This is a genomic window from Pseudomonas sp. FEMGT703P (assembly GCF_002786345.1).
Taxonomy (GTDB): domain Bacteria; phylum Pseudomonadota; class Gammaproteobacteria; order Pseudomonadales; family Pseudomonadaceae; genus Aquipseudomonas; species Aquipseudomonas peli.
Genome location: NZ_PGCM01000014.1, coordinates 15,770 through 35,641, shown reverse-complemented (window position 1 = coordinate 35,641; position 19,872 = coordinate 15,770). Strand labels below are relative to the sequence as shown.

The window sequence follows — 19,872 nt, the reverse complement described above, 5'->3', positions numbered from 1 at the left end:
TTGAACCAAGCACCCGCTTGGTTCACCCTACGAACATCGCGGAACACAACAACAAGGACCCGCCATGTTCGAAATCACCCGCCACCCTGTGCCCGATGCCGTGCGCCAACGCGCCCACCTGGACAACGACGACTACCTGCGCCTGTACCAGCAATCGGTGGAGCAACCGGAAATTTTCTGGGCCGAGCAGGCCAAGGCCTTTCTTGACTGGAGCAAGCCCTGGACCAGCGTGCAACAAGGCGACCTGCTAAGCGGTTCGGGCTCGTGGTTCAAGGGCGGGCAACTCAACGTCAGCTACAACTGCATCGACCGTCACCTGGAAAAACGCAGCGAGCAAATTGCACTGATCTGGGAAGGCGACAACCCCAGCGAATCGGCTCACATCACCTACAAGAAGCTGCACCACAACGTCAGCCGCCTGGCCAACGTGCTGAAAAGCCGTGGGGTGAAAAAGGGCGACCGGGTATGCATCTATATGCCGATGATCCCCGAGGCCACCTACGCCATGCTCGCCTGCACGCGTATCGGAGCGGTGCATTCGGTGGTGTTTGGCGGCTTTTCCCCGGATGCCTTGCGTGATCGCATTCTCGATGCCGATTGCCGCACCGTGATTACTGCCGATGAAGGCGTGCGCGGTGGCAAGTACGTGGCGCTCAAGGCCAACGTCGACAAGGCGCTGCAGAGCTGTCCAGCAGTGTCCACGGTAGTGGTGGTCGAACGCACCCAGGGCGAGATCGATTGGGTGGAAGGCCGCGACATCTGGTACCACGAAGCCCTGCGCGACGCCGACGGCAACTGCCCACCAGAGCCGATGGACGCCGAAGACCCGCTGTTTATCCTCTACACCTCCGGCTCCACCGGCAAACCCAAGGGTGTATTGCACAGCACTGGCGGCTATCTGCTGATGGCGGCGATGACCCACAAGTACGTGTTCGACTACCACGAAGGCGACATCTACTGGTGCACCGCCGACGTCGGCTGGGTCACTGGGCACAGCTACATCGTCTACGGTCCGTTGGCCAACGGCGCAACCAGCCTGATCTTCGAAGGCGTGCCCAACTACCCGACGGCTTCGCGCTTCTGGCAGGTGATCGACAAGCACCAGGTGAACATTTTCTACACTGCGCCCACCGCCCTGCGTGCGCTGATGCGTGAGGGCACTGGTCCGGTCGAATGCACCGAACGCACCAGCCTGCGCCTGCTCGGCAGCGTCGGCGAGCCGATCAACCCGGAAGCCTGGGAGTGGTATTACAACGTGGTCGGCGAACGCCGCTGCCCGATCGTCGACACCTGGTGGCAGACCGAAACCGGCGCCATTCTGATCACTCCACTGCCCGGCGCCACCGACCTCAAACCCGGCTCGGCGACCCGGCCGTTCTTTGGCGTGCAGCCGGTGCTGCTGGATGAACAGGGCAAGGAGATCGACGGCCCTGGCAGCGGCGTACTGGCGATCAAGGACAGCTGGCCAAGCCAGATTCGCAGCGTTTACGGCGACCATCAGCGGATGATCGACACCTACCTCAAGCCCTACCCCGGTTACTACTTCAGCGGCGACGGCGCGCGCCGCGACGAGGACGGTTACTACTGGATCACCGGCCGGGTAGATGACGTGATCAACGTCTCCGGCCACCGCATCGGCACCGCCGAAGTAGAAAGCGCCCTGGTGCTGCATGACGCCGTCGCCGAAGCCGCCGTGGTCGGTTACCCGCATGACCTCAAAGGCCAGGGCATCTACGCCTTCGTCACACCGATGAACGGCGTGGAAATCAACGATGCGCTGAAGCAAGAACTGCTGGCCCTGGTCGGCAAGGAAATCGGCAGCTTCGCCAAGCCCGAGCTGATTCAGTGGGCGCCGGGTCTGCCGAAGACCCGCTCGGGCAAGATCATGCGGCGTATCCTGCGCAAGATCGCCTGCAACGAGCTAGAAAACATGGGCGACACTTCGACTCTGGCCGACCCGACGGTGGTCGACGGTTTGATCGAGCAGCGCCTGAACCGATAACCGCACGCTAGGATGTAGGGTGTATCGAGGCACGTAGCTGATGCTCTGTTCATCCGCCAAGGGCCCCGCGCGGCGGAGCCCCATCGGGTGGATCGCCAACCGATGGAGCGATGAAGCGCGATCCATCCTACACCAGCAAACGAACCCACCATTCCATGGAATTTCTTCGCCGCCGTATCGAAAGCCAAGTCCTTAGTCTCAGCGGTATCGCTTTGGGGCAAATCGACTTTGAAAAGCCCCAGGACGACCCCGGTCTGTTCGGCCCCGACTCGGTGAGTTGGCAGGTGCATGGCGACTTCACCAGCATGCTGATCGGCGGTATCAGCGCCCTGCTCTTGCAAGCTCTGCATCCACTGGCATTAGCCGGGGTGTGGGATCACTCAAATTTTCGTCAGGACCTGCTCGGCCGCCTGCGTCGCACCGGCCAGTTTATATCTGGCACCACCTACGGCTCGCGCGCCGATGCCGACTGGCTGATCGACAAGGTCAAGACCATTCACCTCAAAGTCACAGGCACCGCCCCGGATGGCCGCACCTATGCCGCCAGTGATCCAGCGCTGCTGACCTGGGTGCATGTAGCCGAGGTGTACAGTTTTCTCCAGGCCCACCTGCGTTACCGCAACCCACAGCTGAGCGAGGCGGACCAAGACCGCTACTACGCGGAAATCGCCCTGATCGCAGAGCGTCTGGGCGCCACCCAGGTGCCGCGCTCGCGCGCCGAGGTCGCCGCCTACCTGGCAGCTGTGCGTCCCGAGCTGCTCTGTGATGAACGCTCGCTGGAAATCTTGCGCATCCTGCTCAACGCCCCGGCACCCAGCGCCCTCGCCGCCCCGGCGGCCAAGCTGCTGATGCAGGCCGGTATCGACCTGCTGCCGGCTTGGGCGCAGGAGATGCTCGGCCAGCAGATCAGCCCGGCGCGCAGCCGGATGATCCACGCCGGTGTACACAGCCTGGCCCCCGTGCTGCGCTGGGCGGTACGCGGCGGCGCCATTCACCGTGCACGTCGGCGTCTGAACCTGCCGCCACGCGGCTGACCGATCGGTTCGCACGCTGGCCGTAAACAAAGCCGTTGTGCCACCATAGCGACCTTTCGCGGCCCGCCGCGCCTGTCACTTGTGAGGATCGCGTTATGCAAGACGTCGTCATCGTTGCCGCCACCCGCACCGCCATCGGCAGCTTTCAGGGTGCGCTGGCGAATATCCCGGCACCGGAACTGGGCGCAGCGGTAATCCGCCGCCTGCTGGAACAAACCGGCCTGGACGGCGCGCAGGTCGACGAAGTAATCCTTGGCCAAGTGCTGACCGCAGGCAGCGGGCAGAACCCCGCGCGTCAGGCGGTGATCCTCGCCGGCCTGCCCCACGCCGTGCCAGCGCTGACCCTGAACAAGGTTTGCGGTTCGGGCCTTAAAGCCCTGCACCTGGGCGCGCAAGCGATCCGCTGCGGCGACGCCGAAGTGATCATCGCCGGCGGCATGGAAAACATGAGCCTGGCCCCCTACGTCATGCCTGGTGCGCGCACCGGCCTGCGCATGGGTCATGCCAAACTGATCGACAGCATGATCACCGACGGCCTGTGGGATGCCTTCAACGACTACCACATGGGCATCACCGCCGAGAATTTGGTGGAGAAATACGACATCAGCCGCGAAGCCCAGGATGCCTTCGCCGCCGCCTCGCAGCAAAAAGCCGTTGCTGCCATTGAGGCCGGTCGCTTCGTCGATGAAATCACCCCGATCATGATTCCCCAGCGCAAAGGCGACCCAGTAGCCTTCGCCACTGACGAGCAGCCGCGCGCCGGCACCACTGCTGAATCCCTGGGCAAACTTAAGCCCGCATTCAAGAAGGACGGCAGTGTCACCGCCGGCAACGCCTCCAGCCTGAATGACGGTGCCTCCGCCGTGCTGCTGATGAGCGCCGCCAAAGCCCAGTCCCTCGGCCTGCCGGTACTGGCGAAGATCGCCAGCTACGCCAATGCCGGTGTCGATCCGGCGATCATGGGTATCGGCCCGGTCGGCGCCACCCAGCGCTGCCTGGCCAAGGCCGGCTGGCAGCTGAGTGACTTGGATTTGATTGAAGCCAACGAAGCCTTTGCCGCGCAGGCCCTGGCAGTCGGCAAGGAGCTGGGCTGGGATGCCAGTAAGGTAAACGTCAACGGCGGCGCCATCGCCCTCGGCCACCCGATTGGCGGCTCCGGCTGCCGCGTGCTGGTCACCCTGCTGCACGAGATGATCAAGCGCGACGCCAAGAAAGGCCTCGCCACCTTGTGCATCGGCGGCGGCCAGGGCGTGGCACTTGCGATCGAACGGGCCTGATAACACCGCTCAGTTATAGCGACAGAACAGCCGGCTCCCATCAATCAGAGGGCCGGCTTTTTTATTTACCATCGACAGCAATGATGATTGCTATTGACCGCCTGCGTTTCTCAAGAGTCAGGCTGCGGCGCAACATTAGCCCTGTAGCCACTTACCCCACTCTTCCGAGGACACCCCGATGAACAAGTACCTGATCGCCTCCCTGCTTGCCGCAAGCCTGACCAGCAATGTTTTCGCCGCAGACGGCGCAGAACGCACCTTGAGCAACCGTATCGCCGCTGATGGTTTTGACCGTACCAGCATCAACCGCATCGCCGAAGATGGTGCCGATCGAACTGGCGGCAACCGCGTAGCTGCTGACGGCGCTGACCGTACTGGCGCTAACCGTATCGCAGCCGACGGCTTTGACCGTACCAGCATCAACCGTATCGCCGAAGATGGTGCAGATCGTACTGGTGGCAACCGTGTCGCTGCTGATGGTGCAGACCGTACCGGCGGTAACCGCATCGCTGCTGATGGTGCAGACCGTACTGGCGGTAACCGCATCGCTGCTGATGGCGCTGACCGCACCGGCGGCAACCGTATCGCCTGATCAAATAACACTCGCAAATTAAAGGGCACCTTCGGGTGCCCTTGCTGTTTTTGCCGAGCCTGCGTCCCGGCAGGTGAATCTTGATAAACTGCGCGCCCTCCTTTTTCGAGTCGCCGCGCATGCCCTCTCTCGATCAGGCGCTGCGCGCCGCACTGCATAACCGTCAAGACCTGCTGGCCGAGTTGCATCAGCAAGGCACCGACTGCTATCGCCTGTTTCATGGCAGCCAGGAAGGCGCCGGCGGCCTGACCGTCGACCGTTACGGCCCGCAATTACTGGTACAGAGCTTCCACCAGAGCCTGAGTCGCGACGAACTGCTGCAACTGGCCGAGCAGTGCCAGACCAGCCTCGGCACACAACTGCTACTGGTCTACAACGACCGCTCCCAGGGCAACTCGCGGATCGACCGCACTGATGCGGTCTACCAAGCCGAACCGGCCGCACTGGAAGACCTGATCGGCCATGAATGGGGCCTCAACTACCGCGTACGTGGCCGCCATGCTGGGCAGGACCCGCTGCTGTTTCTTGACCTGCGCAATGCCCGTGGTTGGGTCAAAACGCACAGCGCCGGTAAATCGGTGCTTAACCTGTTCGCCTACACCTGTGGCGTCGGCCTGAGTGCAGCTGCAGGCGGGGCCAGCGAGGTGCTCAATCTGGATTTTGCCGAGGGCAACCTGGCGGTTGGTCGCGAGAATGGTCAACTCAATCCGCAGCTGCAAGCCATGCAGTTTGTGCAATCAGACTACTTTCCGGCGATTCGCCAGCTGGCCGGGTTGCCGATCAACGCCCGTCGCGGGCAGAAGCTGCCGCACTATCCGCGCCTTGAGCAACGTCAGTTTGATCTGGTACTGCTCGACCCACCCGCCTGGGCCAAGAGCGCTTTCGGCACCGTCGACCTGCTGCGTGATTACCAGAGCCTGCTCAAGCCGGCGATCCTCGCCACCGCCGATGATGGTGTGCTGATCTGCTGCAACAACTTGGCAAAAGTCGCCATGGCCGATTGGCGCGAGCAGGTGCTGCGCTGCGCAGAAAAGCTCGGCCGCCCGGTGCGCGATTGGCAGGTGCTGGCGCCGGCCAGCGACTTCCCCTCACAAGATGGCCAGCCACCGCTGAAAACCCTAATCCTGCAGTTCTGATCCACGCGCAAGTTCGCAGAAAATCCCCGCGCAGAGCCTCTGCGGAACTGCACACGCGTGCCATACTCCAAGGCACTTCTCGTCGGGATAGATGACGTTTTTATGCTTAAAGGAATAAAGCGCGCTGCCAGCGCCATTGCCATCGCCGTTGCCCTCTACAGCCTGCTGGGCTTTCTGATTCTGCCCGGTATCGGTTTGCGAATCGCCAACCAGCAGCTGGCGCAATACGCCGAAGTACCCGCCACGCTGCAACGCCTGCAACTCAACCCGTTCAGCCTGGAACTCAGCCTCTGGGGCCTGCAGATTGGCGAAGCCGACCAGCAGCAGATCGCCTTCGAACGCCTGTATGCCAATCTGCAACTCGATAGCCTGTGGAGCGGCGTATTGCACCTGGCTGATATCGAGTTGGACAAGCCGCACAGCGAAGTGCTGTTCGGCAAGGATGGCAGACTCAATCTAACGCAACTGTTTAACGTCCCGCCTAGCACCGAGCCTGCGGTTGAAGAGCCGGCCGGCGAGCCGTTCCCGCTGCGTATTTCGCGGATCAAGCTGAGTGGCGGCAACGTGCATTTTCAGGACCTGCGCCCCAGCGAGCCGATCGAGTTTATTTACGACGACCTCAATTTCGAGTTGTTCAACCTCAGCACCCTGCCTGACGACAATGCCGACATGAGCCTGATCGCCACAGGCCCCACCGGCGGGCGCATCGACTGGACCGGGCGCATCAGCCTGGTGCCAATCAGCTCCAGCGGCAGTCTGAAAGTCACTGACGGCAAACTTAAAGCCATCTGGCCCTATGTGCGCGATGCGGTGCCGCTGGTCCTGGAGGACGGCACCGTCAATCTGAGCAGCGACTACAGCCTGAACCTGGCCAAAGGCACCGAACTGCTACTGAGCAATACCCAACTCAGCGTCAGCAGCTTTGCCATCAAGAGCCCGGCGGATAAAGCGTTGCTGCGCCTGGAAAGCCTGGATATCAGCGAAACCAGCGTGGATCTGGCCAAGCAGCAGGTCGTCGTCGGCAAGATTCGTAGCCAGAAGCTGGAAACCTGGGCCGCGCGCGAGGCCGATGGCCAGCTCGACTGGCAGAAGCTGCTCGCCAGCCAACCCGCCAAACCGGCTCCGATTCCAGCTCCAGCTCCAGCTCCAAATGAGGGTGGCTCAGGCTCCGCAGCCACGGAAGCCGAACCGGCAAAAGAGCCAAGCAAACCGACCACCGCAGAGCAATCCGCTGACCTGGAAACCGCCACTGCCGACCAGCCGGAAGAGCCCAGCAAACCCTGGCAGGTAATCCTGCGTGACGTGCAACTGCGCGACTATCAGGTGCATCTGGCCGACCGCGCCGGCGGCGCGGAAGTCAAAATAGACCTGGCCCCGCTTAATCTCGACCTAAGCGACTTTGACAGCCTGGGCACGTCGCCCTTCGGCCTCAAGCTCGACACAGGAGTGAACAAGACCGGGCAGATCAAGGCCGACGGCCAGGTGCAACTGACCCCGACCACGGCCAAGCTGCAGGTTGCCACCCGCGATATCGACCTGCGCCTGGCGCAGACCTACCTGAGCCCCTTCGTGCGTCTGGAACTGCGCAGCGGTAAGCTCGGTAGCGACCTGGCGGTTGATCTGCAGAGCGTGGAACCGCTGGCCTTCAGTATTGGCGGGCAAGCCGAGATCAACCAGCTGCATACTCTCGACACGCTAAAGGACCGCGACTTCCTCAAATGGCAGCAAGTGCTGGTGGAAGGAATCGACTATCAACACGGCAAGGGCTTGGTGATCGGCCAAGTCAAACTGCAGCAGCCTTATGTGCGCTTTATCATCAATGAAGACCTGACCACCAATATCAGCGATCTGATGATTCCACAGCCGGCAGAGGCCAACGCCAAGCCCGCAGCGGCAAGTAAACCGCTGCCGATGCGCATCGGCGGTATCAGCATCAAGGACGGTTCGGCGAACTTTGCCGACTTCAGTCTGACGCCTAACTTCGCCACGGCTATTCAGCAACTCAACGGCCAGATCGGCACACTCGACAACCAGAGCCCGAAAACCGCCAGCGTCGATATTAAGGGCAAGGTCGATAAGTACGCACCCGTCAGCATCAAAGGCAAGCTGACGCCGTTCGACCCGATGAACAGCCTGGATATCGCCACCAGCTTCAAGAATGTCGAACTGACCACCCTCACGCCCTACTCCGGCAAGTTCGCCGGTTTCCGCATACGCAAGGGCCGCCTCAACCTCGACCTGCATTACCAGATCGAGAAAGGCCAGCTCAACGCCGAGAACAAACTGCTGCTGGAAGACCTGCAGCTGGGCGAGAAAGTCGACAGCAAAGACGCCATGGACCTGCCAATCCGCCTAGCCATTGCCCTGCTCAAAGACACCGACGGCAATATCAGCATCCAGCTGCCCGTGCAGGGCGACCTCAACAGCCCGCAGTTCAGCGTTATGCCCATCGTCTGGCAAACCCTGCGCAATCTGGTGCTGCGCGCCGCGCAGGCACCGTTCAAATTTATCGGCGGCCTGGTCAGCGGCGGCAGTGATGTTGACCTCAGCACCGTGCGTTTCAATGCCGGTGACAGCGAACTCGACGGCGACGCGCAGAAAGCGCTGGATACGCTGGCCAGCGCCCTGAAGGAGCGTCCGACACTGCGCCTGGAAGTCGAAGGCATGAGCGCGCAGAGCAGCGACGGCCCACCACTGGCTGCTGCGCGCCTGGAGCGCGAATACCAGAACACCTGGTACAAGATGCTGCAACGCCGTGGGGAGGATGTACCTGCCGAAGCCAGTGAGCTGGTGGTGGATGAGGACGACAAAGCCGTACTGCTCGAAGGCATCTACCGCACCCGCCTCAAACAGCAGCCGCCAGCCGAGTGGGCCGAACTGCCCGACGAAGAGCGCAGCGTGAAGATGCGCGAAGGTGTGCTGCAATCCTGGGCACAAAGTGAACTGCTACAGCGTCAGCTGGCACAGGCGCGAGCTGCAGAAATAAAGAGCTATCTGGTCGAGCGCGGCGGCCTGGCCGACGAACGTATTTACCTGCTGGATGTCAACATGGCACAGGCTGACGCCAATGGCCGCGTCGCCACTACCCTGCATCTCGGCAGCGAGTAAGGTCTCCGTCATATGCGTGCATTGGCTACAACGCTGCTCCTTGCCCTGATGGGCGCATCGTCTATGGCTCAGGCTGAGACCTTGCGCTGCGGCAGCCAACTGGTCAGCCTGGATGACCGACGCTTCGAGGTGCTGCAGAAATGCGGCGAACCAGCCTTCCGCGATCTGGTCGGCTATTCACTCGGGCCAAATGAACGGCGCGAATACCAGATCGAGGAATGGGTCTACGGCCCCGATAACGGCATGCTCAGTATTCTCACCTTCGAAGGCACGCGCCTGCGTGCCATCGAACGCCGTCGTAGCCGCTAGCATCTGCCCCGGAAAATTTGATGAAACGACTAATCTGCAGCCTACTGATACTGCTCCCTCTCGGCGCGTACGCCTCATCCACCCTGCGCTGTGGTAGCGCGGTTATCAGCCTGGAGGACTCGTCCAGCGTCGTCAGCAGTAAATGCGGCGAACCGATCAGCCGCGAGTTTGTTGGCTACCGCGAAGTGCTCGATGAATACGGCTTTCGCCATGAAGTGGTCGTGGAAGAATGGGCCTATGGTCCGCGCAACGGCATGTATCAGTTTCTGCGTTTCGAAGGCAATCGCCTGATAAAGATCGAGAGCAAGCGAGGTAGATAACAACAGCTCCCATAGTCGTGCACAAAAAGCCACGCAGGTTATGCCTGCGGGGCTTTTTTACGCCTGATTACAGCTTGCTGCTGAAATCGCGCAGCTCATCCTGAGCCTTTTCCTTGGTCCAACCGTAACGCTCTTGCAGCTTGCCGGCCAGGTACTCGCTATGACCTTCGGCGACATTCAGGTCATCATCGGTCAGGTTGCCCCAACGCTCCTTGATGCGACCATTGATTTGCTTCCACTTGCCTTTGATTACGTCAGCATTCATCTGCTTGTCCTCGTCGTTGAGTGGCTGCCAGGCCCATCGCAGCGCCTGGCACGCTTCCATTGGTTACTGAGCGGTTTTCAGCGCTTCAGCGGATACAGCGCTCACACCTTTGATCTCGCCTGCCTTGGCAATGGCCAGGTCACGTTCGGCGGAGCTGGCAACAACACCGGAAAGCGTGACAACGCCCTTATTGGTTTCGACCTTGATGTCGATACCGCTCAAGCTGCTGTCGGCCAGGAAGGTCGACTTCACCTTACTGGTGATCCAGGTGTCGGAAACCGCATCTTCTGCTTTATCCATCGTCTCACTGGCGGCCAGCAGGGTTGGTTGCACGGTCGGGGTGTCCGCAGCCATAACCGGCCCGGCGAGCAACAGACCCAGCGCGGTAGCGGTCATGGCGGTTACTGCGAAATGCTTGATTGGCTTTTTCATAAATAATGCCTCCTGCGTGTACTGAACAATCTGCAAGCCACTACGAGCTGCAGTCTCCTCAGTACTATCGCAAGCGCTATGCCAACCCTCTTAAAATAAAATAATCTATAAATATCAATAACTTAAAAACAAATGAGATCAGCCTGCCTCGTGCAATCTGCATGTTAGGGCCAAACGAGCAAGGCATATTGCACGACAGCTGCGGCCTCTATAGGCGACGAGGGTAAACGCTTTATCTACAGACAAAAAAAGAGGGCCCCGAAGGGCCCTCTTTTCTGCTGTTTAGCAACGAGGCGATTAAACGCCCGAAGCCTTGGCAGCAGCTACATCTTTGATCGACAGCTTGATACGGCCGCGGTTGTCCACGTCCAGTACCAGTACTTCAACTTCCTGACCTTCTTTCAGAATGTCAGTCACTTTCTCAACGCGAGCATCGCTCAGCATGGAGATGTGTACCAGGCCGTCTTTGCCCGGCAGGATGTTGACGAAGGCACCGAAGTCGACGATACGCTCAACCTTACCGACGTAGATCTTGCCGATCTCGGCTTCTGCGGTGATGCCCAGTACGCGCTGACGCGCAGCCTCAGCCGCTTCCTTGGTTTCGCCGAAGATCTTGATCGAACCGTCGTCTTCGATATCGATCGACGCCTTGGTTTCTTCGCAGATCGCGCGGATGGTTGCACCACCTTTGCCGATCACGTCGCGAATCTTGTCCTGGTCGATCTTCATCGCGATCATGGTTGGGGCGTTAGCCGACAACTCGGTGCGCGAGGTTGCGATGATCTTGTTCATCTGACCGAGAATGTTCAGGCGTGCTTCCAGTGCCTGATTCAGGGCGATTTCCATGATCTCTTCGGTGATGCCCTGGATCTTGATGTCCATCTGCAGCGCGGTAACGCCATTGGCGGTACCGGCTACTTTGAAGTCCATGTCGCCCAGATGATCTTCGTCGCCGAGGATGTCGGTCAGAACGGCGAATTTCTCGCCTTCTTTAACCAGACCCATGGCGATACCAGCAACCGGCGCCTTCATCGGCACACCGGCATCCATCAGCGCCAGGGATGCACCGCAAACCGAAGCCATGGAGCTGGAACCGTTGGACTCGGTGATTTCCGAAACCACACGAATGGTGTACGGGAACACGTCAGCAGCAGGCAACATGGCCTGAACCGAACGACGCGCCAGACGGCCGTGACCGATTTCGCGGCGACCGGTAGCGCCCATGCGACCACACTCGCCCACCGAGTAAGGCGGGAAGTTGTAGTGCAGCATGAAGGGGTCTTTCTTCTCGCCTTCCAGGGTGTCGAGCAGCTGTGCGTCGCGTGCGGTACCGAGGGTGGCAACCACCAGAGCCTGAGTCTCACCACGGGTGAACAGCGCCGAACCGTGGGTCTTGTCCAGAACACCTACTTCGATGTTCAGGCCGCGTACAGTGCGGGTGTCACGGCCATCGATACGCGGCTTGCCGTTAACGATGTTCTCGCGAACGGTGCGGTATTCGATTTCGCCGAAAGCGTCTTTGACTTCACCAGCAGAAGGCTGGCCTTCTTCACCGGAGAACTTGGCAACGATTTCATTGCGCAGCTCACCCAGACGAGCATAACGCTCGTGCTTGACGGTGATGGTGTAAGCCTGGGAGATCGCCTCGCCGAACTCGCTACGGATAGCGTTCAGCAGTGCAGTGTTCTCAGCTTTTGGCTGCCAGTCCCACGTCGGCTTGGCGGCTTCAGCAGCCAGCTCGGCTACAGCGTTGATCACTACCTGGAATTCGTCATGGGCGAACAGTACGGCGCCCAGCATCTGGTCTTCGGTCAGCTCTTTAGCTTCCGATTCAACCATCAGCACGGCGTCTTTGGTACCGGCTACAACCATGTCCAGGCTCGAGGCCTTGAGTTGCTCGTAAGTCGGGTTCAGCAGGTAGCCGGTTTCCGGGTGGAAGGCTACGCGCGCGGCACCGATTGGGCCGTTAAACGGGATGCCGGAAATGGCCAGCGCAGCCGAGGTACCGATCATCGCAGCGATGTCCGGATCGGTCTTCTTGCTGGTGGAGATCACGGTGCAGATAACCTGCACTTCGTTCTGGAAACCTTCTGGGAACAGCGGACGGATCGGACGGTCGATCAGGCGCGAAGTCAGGGTTTCCTTCTCGGAAGGACGGGCTTCACGCTTGAAGAAACCGCCTGGGATCTTGCCGGCAGCGTAGGTTTTTTCCTGGTAGTGCACGGACAGCGGGAAAAAGCCTTTGCTTGGGTCAGCAGTCTTGGCGCCGGTTACGGCGACCAGTACGGCGACGTCGTCGTCAACGGTGACCAGCACTGCGCCGGAGGCTTGACGGGCGATACGGCCTGTCTCGAGGGTAACGGTCGATTGACCGAACTGAAACTTCTTGATTACCGGGTTCACGGTGTTTTCCTTCTCTTTGTTGCCCTTGGGGAAAGCGTTTCTTGCAGCCGTTGTTCAGCATGTGAACAGACGGGTCTTACAGAATGAGTGGGCGGTTACGGGAATCGGACCCGCTATCGTCCAAAACAGCCAAAGCAGAAAAGCAAAAGCTGGAAGCAGGGTAAACCCCACTTCCAGCTTCGGCAGTCAGCTACGCGTAAGCATTGCTTAGCGACGCAGACCCAGGCGACCGATCAGGGCGCTGTAACGACTGGTGTCCTTACCCTTCAGGTAGTCCAGCAGCTTACGACGCTGGTTAACCATACGGATCAGACCACGACGGCTGTGGTGATCTTTACCATTGGCCTTGAAGTGGCCTTGCAGCTTGTTGATGTTGGCGGACAGCAGTGCTACTTGCACTTCCGGGCTACCGGTGTCGCCAGCAGCTTGCTGGTAGTCAGTTACGATCTGGGCTTTTTCTTCAACGCTGAGTGCCATGGGGCAATCCTCTCAGTTAAGAAACGGCTGCAAAGCAACCATTTCAATAGGCCGGGAATCGCTTCCCGTGTTTTAAAGTGAGGTATGACCGTGCCTATTAACAGCCACCCTCGATACACGCACACCAGAGCCGAAACCCCAGGCCTGCGCTACGGTCATGCTGACCGAATCAAACGACGCGGCGCAATGCGCCCGTCTTCGCTCACTTCACCGATACCGATAAAGCGACCGTTGTGATCTTGCACCCGAACCATGCCGAACTTCGGCGCTTCCGGGGCGCGTACCGGCTGCCCTTGCAGCCAGTAGAACGAACTGTGCTCGGAGAACTGCAGCAGCGGCCAGTGCTGCAAACCGCTGTCGACCGGTTGCAGGAACTGGTCAACAGCCTCATTGCCACCGTCGCCATGCACCCGTTCCAGCTCTTCGAGCGTTACGGTGCGGCTCAAATCGAAGGGGCCGGCTTTGGTTCTGCGCAGCTCTGCAACGTGTGCACCGCAACCCAGCAGGTGGCCAATGTCTTCGACCAGCGTGCGGATATAAGTGCCTTTGCTGCAATCGACCGCCAGGCGCGCTTGCTCCGCTTCGCAGTCCAGTAATTCCAGGCGCGCAATAGTAACAGAACGTGGCTCACGCTCCACTACTTCACCGGCACGGGCCAACTTATAAAGGGGCTGCCCGTCACGCTTGAGTGCCGAGTACATCGGCGGTATCTGGCTGATTTCACCACGAAAACCGGGCAGCGCCGCTTCAATATCGGCGCGACCAACGGTCACTGGGCGACGCTCCAGCACTTCACCTTCGGCATCAGCCGTGGTGGTGGTGACCCCCAGCTGCATAAGGGTTTCGTAGCCTTTGTCGGCATCCAACAGGTACTGGGAGAACTTGGTCGCCTCACCGAAGCACAACGGCAGTACGCCAGTGGCCAGGGGATCAAGGCTGCCGGTGTGCCCAGCCTTTTCGGCATTCAGCAACCAGCGCACCTTCTGCAAGGCGGCGTTGGAGCTAAAGCCTTTGGGCTTATCCAGCAGGATGATGCCATCGACGGCGCGACGAATACGTTTGACCTGGGCCACGCGCTTACTCCTTGGCCTCGGGTTCATCTTCGTGCTGGCGGTCTTCACTGACCGCGCGCTCGATCAATGCCGACAACTGCGCACCGCGAATCACGCTTTCGTCGTAATGGAAACGCAGATTCGGCACGCTGCGCAGCTTCATTGCCTTGCCCAGCTGCATGCGTAGGAAGCCGCTGGCATCGTTGAGCACCTTGATGCTCTGCACGACGGGATCGACACCCTCTTCAGGCTCAACGCCCATGATGGTGACAAACACCTTGGCGTGGCTGGAGTCGCGGCTAACTTCCACCGCAGTGATGGTCACCAGGCCGCCAAGACGCGGGTCTTTGACTTCCAGGCGGATCAACTGCGCCAATTCGCGCTGTATCTGGTCGCCGATGCGCTGAGCCCGGCTAAATTCTTTGGCCATTTCTTACTACCTTCACTCGTCGCGCTGCCTGAAAGCAGCGGACCTAAAAGCGGCAAACGCCCGGCCGCGCAAATGCGGGGCCGGGCGCTGCGTATTGCGACTCGTGCTTACAGGCTACGAGCCACTTGGACTTTCTCGAACACTTCGATCTTGTCGCCGACCTTAACGTCGTTGTAGCTCTTCACGCCAATACCGCACTCCATGCCATTACGCACTTCGGAGGCATCGTCTTTGAAGCGACGCAGGGATTCCAACTCGCCTTCGAAGATCACCACGTCGTCGCGCAGTACGCGGATTGGACGGTTACGGTAGACCGTACCTTCAACCACCATACAACCGGCAATCGCACCGAATTTCGGCGAACGGAACACGTCACGCACTTCGGCAATACCCAGGATGTTCTCGCGAACATCGCTGCCGAGCATGCCGGTCAGGGCCTTCTTAACGTCTTCGATGATGTCGTAGATCACGTTGTAGTAACGCATATCCAGACCTTCCTGCTCGACGATCTTGCGCGCGCCGGCATCAGCACGCACGTTGAAACCGAACAGTACAGCGTTGGAGGCCAGCGCCAGGTTAGCATCGGACTCGGTGATACCACCGACGCCGCCACCGACCACACGCACTTGCACTTCATCGTTGCCCAGGCCGCTGAGCGAGCCTTGCAGCGCTTCCAACGAACCACGGACGTCAGATTTGAGGACGATGTTAAGCGTCTTCTTCTCTTCCTGGCCCATATTCTCGAAGATGTTTTCCAGCTTGCCGGCGTGAGCACGGGCCAGTTTCACTTCGCGGAACTTGCCTTGACGGAACAGGGCGACTTCGCGTGCCTTCTTCTCGTCAGCCAGCACGCTCATGTCGTCGCCAGCATCCGGGGTGCCGTCCAAACCGAGAATCTCGACTGGAATCGACGGGCCCGCTTCTTTGATCGGCTTGCCGTTCTCGTCGAGCATGGCGCGGATACGGCCGTAGTTGGAACCGATCAGCACCATGTCGCCTTGGCGCAGAGTACCGTCCTGAACCAGTACGGTCGCAACCGGACCGCGGCCTTTATCCAGACGCGATTCAACCACAACACCACGGCCTGGGGCCGACGGAGTGGCTTTCAGCTCGAGAATCTCGGCTTGCAGCAGTACGGCTTCGAGCAGTTCGTCGACACCGGTACCGACTTTCGCCGACACAGGAACGAACGGCGTATCACCGCCCCACTCTTCCGAGGTCACACCGTGCACCGACAGCTCGCTACGAATGCGATCAAGGTCAGCGCCCGGCTTGTCGATCTTGTTCACTGCAACCACCAGCGGAACGCCAGCTGCCTGAGCATGCTGAACGGCTTCAATGGTTTGCGGCATCACGCCGTCGTCCGCAGCCACCACGAGGATGACGATGTCGGTCGCCTTGGCACCACGGGCACGCATTGCGGTAAACGCGGCGTGGCCCGGGGTGTCGAGGAATGTGACCATGCCGCGCTCGGTTTCTACGTGGTAGGCACCGATGTGCTGGGTGATACCGCCAGCTTCGCCAGCCGCCACCTTGGCGCGACGAATGTAGTCGAGCAGCGAGGTTTTACCGTGGTCAACGTGACCCATTACGGTAACAACCGGCGCACGAGCAAAGGTCTCGCCTTCGAACTTCAGCGACTCAGCCAGGGAGTCTTCCAGGGCGGTGTCGCTGACCAGGGTAACTTTGTGGCCCAGCTCTTCAGCAACCAACTGGGCAGTTTCCTGATCCAGCACCTGGTTGATGGTCGCAGGGGTACCCAGCTTGAACATGAACTTGATGATTTCAGCGGCTTTGACCGACATCTGCTGAGCCAGATCGCCCACAGTGATGGTCTCGCCAATCTTCACTTCACGCACGATCGGGCCTGTCGGGCTCTGGAAGCCGTGAGCATTACGCTTCTTCAGTTTGGCCTTGCCACGACCGCCGCGACGGAAGCTGTCGCTTTCTTCGTCGATGGTGCGCGGCGCAACACGTGGTGCCGGGGCCTTTTCCTTGACGGTCGGGCGATGCTGAGTGGTCTTGCGCTCGCCACCACGACGGTCGGCGTCATCATTGCGCGCCTTATCGGGACGACGAGGCTCGTCTTTCTTACGCTCATCAGCCACCGGAGCAGCCAATACCGGTAGCTCAACTGCTACAACCGGAGCGGCTTCAACCACGGCCTCACCCGCTACAGGTGCAGGACGCTGTGCTTCTTCTGCGGCGCGGCGCTTAGCTTCTTCGTCAGCTTTTGCTTTGGCAGCTTCAGCGACAGCACGCTGTTCAGCCAGCTCACGCTGCTTCTCAGCTTCGATCTCTTCAGCGCTGCGCTTAACGAAGGTCTTCTTCTTGCGCACTTCAACACTGATGGTCTTACTGCCAGCAACCCGCAGGGTGCTGGTAGTCTTGCGCTGCAAAGTAATTTTGCGCGGCTCTTCTGTTTTGCTGTCGCCGTGACTGCTCTTGAGATGGGCCAACAGGGCCTGCTTCTCACTGTCAGTGACTGCTTGATCAGCACTTTTGTGCGGCAAACCGGCCTCACTCATCTGCTGCAGCAGGCGTTCAACCGGTGTATTGACCACTTGGGCCAGTTCTTTAACCGTGACTTGCGTCATGCATTTCTCTCCTCAGGCCGCAACTGCTTACTCGAACCAATGGGCTCGGGCGGCCATGATCAACTTGCCGGCTCGCTCAGCGTCGATACCGTCGATGTCGAGCAGGTCATCAATAGACTGCTCGGCCAGGTCTTCGCGGTTAACAACGCCGCGCACTGCCAGTTCATGCGCAAGCGCCTTATCCATCCCCTCAAGCGAGAGCAAGTCTTCGGCTGGGTGGGCATCTGCCAGCTTTTCCTCGTTGGCGATGGCTTTGGTCAGCAGGCGATCTTTGGCGCGAGCACGGAGCTCATTGACGATATCCTCGTCAAAACCATCGATGCTGAGCATCTCTTCCATCGGCACATAGGCAATTTCTTCAAGGCTGGTGAAGCCCTCTTCGACCAACACCTGGGCCAGTTCTTCGTCGACTTCCAGCTCATCGATAAAGCGCTGCAGGATGTCGCCTGTTTCTGCTTGCTGCTTGGCCTGAATGTCCGCCTCGGTCATCACGTTCAGGGTCCAGCCAGTCAACTGACTGGCCAAACGCACGTTTTGACCGCCACGGCCAATGGCCTGAGCAAGGTTGTCTGCGCCAACGGCGATGTCCATGGCATGGGCATCTTCGTCGACGATGATGGCTGCAACCTCGGCCGGCGACATGGCGTTGATCACGAACTGCGCGGGATTGTCATCCCACAGCACGATGTCTACACGCTCGCCAGCCAACTCGCCGGAAACCGCCTGCACGCGCGAACCGCGCATGCCGATACAGGCACCCTGCGGGTCGATGCGCTTGTCTTTGGAACGCACAGCCAACTTGGCGCGCGAACCCGGATCACGGGACGCGCCCATGACTTCGATCAGCTCTTCGGCAATTTCCGGCACTTCAATGCGGAACAGCTCGATGAGCATTTCCGGGGCGGTACGCGAAAGGATCAACTGCGGACCGCGGTTCTCGGTGCGAATTTCCTTGAGCAGAGCACGCAGGCGCACACCAACACGGAAAGTCTCGCGGGAGATGATGTCTTCGCGCGCTAACATGGCTTCCGCGTTGTTACCCAGATCAACGATCACGCTGTCGCGGGTCACTTTCTTCACGGTGCCTGAGATGATTTCACCCAGACGTTCGCGGTAAGCCTCGACCACCTGAGCGCGCTCGGCTTCACGGACTTTCTGCACAATCACTTGTTTAGCGGTTTGCGCGGCAATACGACCGAACTCAATGGATTCGATCTTCTCTTCCAGCACGTCACCAACTTTGGCATTGGCTTCGACTGCACGCGGCATGTCCGTGGTGACCTGGTGTGCAGGGTCATCAAAGTCACTTTCTTCAACCACTGTCCAGCAGCGGAATGTTTCGTAGTTGCCAGTCTGACGATTGATCGCCACACGCAACTCCACTTCGTCTTCAAAACGCTTTTTAGTAGCAGTGGCTAAAGCCAGCTCCAGCGCTTCAAAAATTACGCTCGCCGGTACACCCTTTTCGTTGGATACCGACTCAACAACCAGCAGTACTTCTTTGCTCATCGTACGCCTCGCCTTTCGCAATCCATTGGATCCGCGCTATCCGCGCCACTTGCGCGGGATCCGCGTCTCAATCAAACCTGGGGATAATGTTGGCCTTGTCGATCATGTCGATCGGCAACAGGAATTCATGGTCATCCACCTGCACTACCACGTCCTGCTCTTCCACACCGCGTAGAAGGCCCTGAAAATTGCGTCGACCTTCAAAAGGTGACCGCAGCTTGATCTTTACTTGCTCACCGGCATGGCTGGCGAACTGTTCAAGGGTGAACAGCGGCCGATCCATACCTGGCGAGGACACCTCAAGGGTGTACTCAGCGCTGATCGGGTCCTCGACATCGAGCACGCCACTGATCTGCCGACTGACAATTTCACAGTCCTCGATCAACACGCCGTCAGGCTGTTTATCAATATAAATTCGCAGCAGAGAATGCCGCCCTTGTGACAGGAACTCGATACCCCAACATTGGTAGCCAAGGGCCTCGACTACCGGGGCCACCAAGGCCTGCAACTGTTCTAGCTTGCTCGACACCTGAACCCCTCGCGCATGCTGTAGAAATAAAAAATGGGCGAATCGCCCATCATCGAACCGCCCTCTAAAGGCCGGCAAAGCTGTCATCCAGCTAGCAAAAAGCCCCTTGAAAGGGGCTCCTCTGCAACTCAATGCGGGGGCTGGTTTAACCCAGCCAGCTTCGGACTTAACATCCGAGGAGCGACTTTGCTGCTCATTCCCACATCAAAGCTGGGGCCGGATTATACGACCTAACCCTGCACAGGGTCAATCGACACTCCAGCAACAAAAAGGCCCGCATCAAGCGGGCCTTCCTGAAAAATGGTACCGAGAAGGGGACTCGAACCCCTACAGCCTATGGCCACTACCACCTCAAGGTAGCGTGTCTACCAATTCCACCACCTCGGCAAAATCGTTTACT

General features: G+C 59.5%; 17 protein-coding genes and 1 tRNA gene. 8 read left to right on the top strand and 10 right to left on the bottom strand.

The genetic code is table 11. From position 1 onward, the window contains the following. The first annotated feature begins 64 nt into the window (after positions 1-64). The 8 genes from acs to CUR33_RS20295 all read left to right on the top strand — a co-directional run bounded on the left by acs (position 65) and on the right by CUR33_RS20295 (position 9,778). Positions 65-2,002 (top strand): acetate--CoA ligase, encoded by a 1,938-nt coding sequence (acs, locus tag CUR33_RS20330; protein ID WP_289240770.1) that lies wholly within the window; start codon positions 65-67, stop codon positions 2,000-2,002. A 155-nt stretch (positions 2,003-2,157) separates the two neighbouring features. Further along, positions 2,158-3,036 (top strand): oxygenase MpaB family protein, encoded by an 879-nt coding sequence (locus CUR33_RS20325; protein WP_289240769.1) that lies wholly within the window; start codon positions 2,158-2,160, stop codon positions 3,034-3,036. Between the two features lie 95 nt (positions 3,037-3,131). Beyond that, positions 3,132-4,313: an acetyl-CoA C-acetyltransferase gene (locus CUR33_RS20320; protein ID WP_289240768.1), complete on the top strand. Its 1,182-nt coding sequence runs from the start codon at positions 3,132-3,134 to the stop codon at positions 4,311-4,313. A 178-nt stretch (positions 4,314-4,491) separates the two neighbouring features. After that, a complete protein-coding gene (locus CUR33_RS20315; protein WP_289240767.1) occupies positions 4,492-4,905 on the top strand; it encodes a phage infection protein in 414 nt (137 codons plus the stop codon). A 119-nt stretch (positions 4,906-5,024) separates the two neighbouring features. Next, entirely contained in the window at positions 5,025-6,041 is a 1,017-nt protein-coding gene (locus CUR33_RS20310; RefSeq protein WP_289240766.1) for a class I SAM-dependent rRNA methyltransferase, read from the top strand. A gap of 102 nt (positions 6,042-6,143) precedes the next feature. Continuing rightward, a complete protein-coding gene (locus CUR33_RS20305) occupies positions 6,144-9,149 on the top strand; it encodes a DUF748 domain-containing protein (protein WP_289240765.1) in 3,006 nt (1,001 codons plus the stop codon). 12 nt (positions 9,150-9,161) lie between these two features. Next, complete coding sequence (locus tag CUR33_RS20300) at positions 9,162-9,458, top strand: DUF2845 domain-containing protein (protein WP_289240764.1); 297 nt, start codon at positions 9,162-9,164, stop codon at positions 9,456-9,458. A gap of 20 nt (positions 9,459-9,478) precedes the next feature. Beyond that, entirely contained in the window at positions 9,479-9,778 is a 300-nt protein-coding gene (locus CUR33_RS20295; RefSeq protein ID WP_282876637.1) for a DUF2845 domain-containing protein, read from the top strand. Between the two features lie 67 nt (positions 9,779-9,845). Here CUR33_RS20295 and CUR33_RS20290 read toward each other — a convergent pair whose 3' ends face one another. From CUR33_RS20290 to CUR33_RS20245, 10 genes are all read right to left on the bottom strand, one after another. Next, entirely contained in the window at positions 9,846-10,043 is a 198-nt protein-coding gene (locus tag CUR33_RS20290; protein WP_090256042.1) for a CsbD family protein, read from the bottom strand. Between the two features lie 63 nt (positions 10,044-10,106). After that, on the bottom strand, positions 10,107-10,475 hold the full coding sequence (locus tag CUR33_RS20285) for a BON domain-containing protein (RefSeq protein WP_090255986.1): 369 nt from the start codon (positions 10,473-10,475) through the stop codon (positions 10,107-10,109). A 297-nt stretch (positions 10,476-10,772) separates the two neighbouring features. Continuing rightward, positions 10,773-12,878: a polyribonucleotide nucleotidyltransferase gene (pnp, locus tag CUR33_RS20280; protein WP_167147750.1), complete on the bottom strand. Its 2,106-nt coding sequence runs from the start codon at positions 12,876-12,878 to the stop codon at positions 10,773-10,775. A gap of 207 nt (positions 12,879-13,085) precedes the next feature. Further along, the gene (gene rpsO, locus CUR33_RS20275; protein ID WP_090255984.1) at positions 13,086-13,355 is read right to left on the bottom strand and encodes a 30S ribosomal protein S15; all 270 of its coding nucleotides are present in this window, start codon (positions 13,353-13,355) and stop codon (positions 13,086-13,088) included. Between the two features lie 155 nt (positions 13,356-13,510). After that, the gene (gene truB / locus CUR33_RS20270; protein ID WP_289240763.1) at positions 13,511-14,428 is read right to left on the bottom strand and encodes a tRNA pseudouridine(55) synthase TruB; all 918 of its coding nucleotides are present in this window, start codon (positions 14,426-14,428) and stop codon (positions 13,511-13,513) included. 4 nt (positions 14,429-14,432) lie between these two features. Beyond that, positions 14,433-14,837, bottom strand: coding sequence for a 30S ribosome-binding factor RbfA (rbfA, locus tag CUR33_RS20265; RefSeq protein WP_289240762.1), 405 nt, complete (start codon positions 14,835-14,837; stop codon positions 14,433-14,435). A gap of 107 nt (positions 14,838-14,944) precedes the next feature. Continuing rightward, positions 14,945-17,434: a translation initiation factor IF-2 gene (gene infB, locus CUR33_RS20260; protein ID WP_289240761.1), complete on the bottom strand. Its 2,490-nt coding sequence runs from the start codon at positions 17,432-17,434 to the stop codon at positions 14,945-14,947. A gap of 27 nt (positions 17,435-17,461) precedes the next feature. After that, entirely contained in the window at positions 17,462-18,943 is a 1,482-nt protein-coding gene (gene nusA, locus CUR33_RS20255; RefSeq protein WP_090255980.1) for a transcription termination factor NusA, read from the bottom strand. 67 nt (positions 18,944-19,010) lie between these two features. Next, positions 19,011-19,472, bottom strand: coding sequence for a ribosome maturation factor RimP (gene rimP / locus CUR33_RS20250; RefSeq protein WP_289240760.1), 462 nt, complete (start codon positions 19,470-19,472; stop codon positions 19,011-19,013). 301 nt (positions 19,473-19,773) lie between these two features. Continuing rightward, positions 19,774-19,859: transfer RNA gene (locus tag CUR33_RS20245), tRNA-Leu, on the bottom strand. Between the last annotated feature and the right edge of the window lie 13 nt (positions 19,860-19,872).